We start from the raw sequence: 2,798 nt of genomic DNA on the forward strand, positions 1-2,798 counted from the left end.
GGATCTCCGCCAGGGGATTCGAACCCTGATACTCCCTGCGCTCTTTATGTCGGGTGGCGCTGCGCTTACCCGACCTACAAAAAGCTACTCCTCCACCATCTTCGCATACTCTTCCGTCAGAAAATCCACCAGCGTTCTGACAGACGGCAGCAACCCGCGTCTGGAAGGATAAACAGCGTGAATCACTTCCCGTCGCGGTTCCCATGCCTCAAGTACCCGAACCAGCTCCCCGGACGCCAGTTGATCCTTCACCATCAAAATCGGCAACTGCACCACGCCAATGCCTGCCATCGCGGCTTCACGGAGCGCGAGCATGTCCGTGGTGATCAACCGGGGATGATAATGGACCTCCGCTTTCGCCCCGTCGGGTCCGGAGAGTGTCCATTTATGGATGTGTTTACCCTCACCCATACTTAAACCAGGCCAGGCGCTGAGTTCAGACGGCATAGACGGTTTCCCCAGCCGTGCAATCATTGCCGGGCTTGCCACCAGGCAATGTCCCCTGTCAGCCAGCACCCTTAACACCAGATCGCTGTCATCAAACGGCCGTGGACGCACGCGGATCGCCACATCAATTCCCTCTCCTACCAGATCGACCCGCCGATTTGTCGCTTCCAGCTGGAGGTTGATCCCCGGATAGCGCGCCATGAATCTTGCCAGCATTGGGCCAACATGCACATGCAATAAGGTGACGGGACAGGTAAGCCTGACGATACCGCGCGGTTCTGCCTGCAGCGCCGCCACGGCTTCCTCCGCAGCCTCCGCCTCCACCATCATCGCTTTACAGTGCTGATAGAAGGTCTGTCCGACCTCGGTCACCGTAAACTGCCGGGTTGTGCGATGGATAAGCCGCACGCCCAGTCGCTCTTCAAGCTGCGCTATCCGGCGGCTTAGCCTGGACTTGGGCAGATCAAGCGCCCGTCCCGCCGCCGCAAAGCCACCGTAGTCGACCACTTTCACAAACCAGACGAAGTCATTGAGATCCTGCATAAATCCTCATCGTTCCAATTTCAGAACAGTGAAAGCCATTTTCACTATCTACCGGGATATTAACGCTGAATATAAGCTAATTACATCAACAGAACATCAGGAGTAAATCATGAAAAACGTAACAGGCGTTTATACCGCTCCTCGTCAGCACTGGGTTGGCGACGGTTTCCCGGTCCGTTCAATGTTCTCTTATCAGACGCACGGCGAGCCCCTCAGCCCGTTCCTGCTGCTGGATTACGCGGGCCCGTACACCTTCCCGGCAGATGGCGCAAAACGCGGCGTCGGCCAGCACCCACACCGGGGTTTTGAAACGGTCACCATCGTTTATTCCGGCGAAGTAGAGCACCGCGACTCCACCGGGAAAGGCGGCGTTATTGGCCCCGGCGACGTGCAGTGGATGACTGCAGGCGCAGGCATTCTGCACGAGGAGTTCCACTCCAGCGCATTCGCGCAGAAAGGCGGGGAACTGAAAATGATGCAGCTTTGGGTCAACCTGCCGGCGAAAGACAAAATGGCCGAGCCAGGCTATCAGAGCATCACCAACGCCGATATTCCGGTGGTGATGCTGCCCGAAAACAGCGGCTCGCTGCGGGTTATTGCCGGTCATTACAACGACGTGACCGGCCCGGCGCACACCTTTTCGCCGCTGAACGTCTGGGACATCACCCTGAATCAGGGCAGTCACGTCACGTTCACTCAGCCGGAAGGCTGGAGCACAGCGCTGGTCGTACTTGAAGGCAGTATCTCGGTGAACGGTACCGCTCAGGCGGGTGAAGCCCAGCTGGTCGTGTTGAGTCAGGAAGGCGACAAGCTGCACCTGGAAGCCAGCAGCGATGCCAAAGTGCTGCTGATGGCGGGTGAGCCACTGAATGAACCCATCGTGGGCTATGGCCCGTTTGTGATGAACAGTAAAACCGAAATCAACGAAGCCATTCGTGATTTCAATTCCGGCCGCTTCGGCCAGATCCGATCGTAATAAAGGAGAAGAACATGTCTACACCTGCCAATTTTAATGGCGCTCGTCCGGTCATTGATGTTAACGATGCGGTGATGTTGCTTATTGACCACCAGAGTGGTCTGTTCCAGACCGTCGGGGATATGCCAATGCCGGAACTGCGTGCCCGTGCGGCAGCGCTGGCAAAAATCGCTACCCTGGCGAAGATCCCGGTGATTACCACGGCGTCTGTCCCCCAAGGGCCGAACGGACCGCTGATCCCGGAGATCCACGCCAACGCGCCGCATGCGCAGTATGTTGCCCGTAAAGGTGAGATCAACGCCTGGGATAACCCGGAATTCGTGGCGGCGGTAAAAGCGACGGGACGCAAGACGTTGATTATTGCAGGCACGATCACCAGCGTCTGCATGGCGTTCCCGTCAATCAGCGCGGTTGCCGACGGGTATAAAGTGTTTGCGGTAATTGATGCCTCCGGTACCTACAGCAAAATGGCGCAAGAGATCACCCTGGCGCGTGTGGTACAGGCTGGCGTGGTGCCGATGGACACGGCGGCGGTAGCCTCTGAGATCCAGCGGACATGGAACCGTGAAGATGCCGCGGAGTGGGCGGAAGTGTATACCCATATCTTCCCGGCGTATCAGTTGCTGATCGAAAGCTACAGCAAAGCGCAGGAAGTGGTTAAAAACAGCGAAGTGCTCGATTCACAGCGTTAATCCCCTGCTCCACGGCGTAAAAACCGTGGAGCTGATTATTGCTTAACCGAACAGGCAGTAAAGCTGAAAATCTGCTTGACCGTGTTAGCGCAACTCCCTATAGTAGCGCCCCGTTGCCCCCCAAGCGGCCAGGCAGCAAA

At 57.1% G+C, this 2,798-nt stretch carries 3 protein-coding genes; 2 read left to right on the forward strand and 1 reads right to left on the reverse strand.

Annotated elements, in window-relative coordinates:
- Positions 1 to 84: 84 nt before the first annotated feature.
- On the reverse strand, positions 85 to 990 hold the full coding sequence (locus EKN83_RS23150) for a LysR family transcriptional regulator (RefSeq protein WP_126801790.1): 906 nt from the start codon (positions 988 to 990) through the stop codon (positions 85 to 87).
- 109 nt (positions 991 to 1,099) lie between these two features.
- On the opposite strand from EKN83_RS23150, the gene EKN83_RS23155 reads away from it, so the two are divergent.
- Positions 1,100 to 1,966, forward strand: a complete 867-nt coding sequence (locus EKN83_RS23155) for a pirin family protein (protein ID WP_095450752.1) — start codon at positions 1,100 to 1,102, stop codon at positions 1,964 to 1,966.
- A 14-nt stretch (positions 1,967 to 1,980) separates the two neighbouring features.
- Positions 1,981 to 2,658, forward strand: coding sequence for an isochorismatase family protein (locus EKN83_RS23160; RefSeq protein ID WP_047958247.1), 678 nt, complete (start codon positions 1,981 to 1,983; stop codon positions 2,656 to 2,658).
- Positions 2,659 to 2,798 lie beyond the last annotated feature (140 nt).

Source organism: Enterobacter sp. WCHEn090032 (assembly GCF_003986875.1).
Lineage (GTDB): Bacteria > Pseudomonadota > Gammaproteobacteria > Enterobacterales > Enterobacteriaceae > Enterobacter > Enterobacter sichuanensis.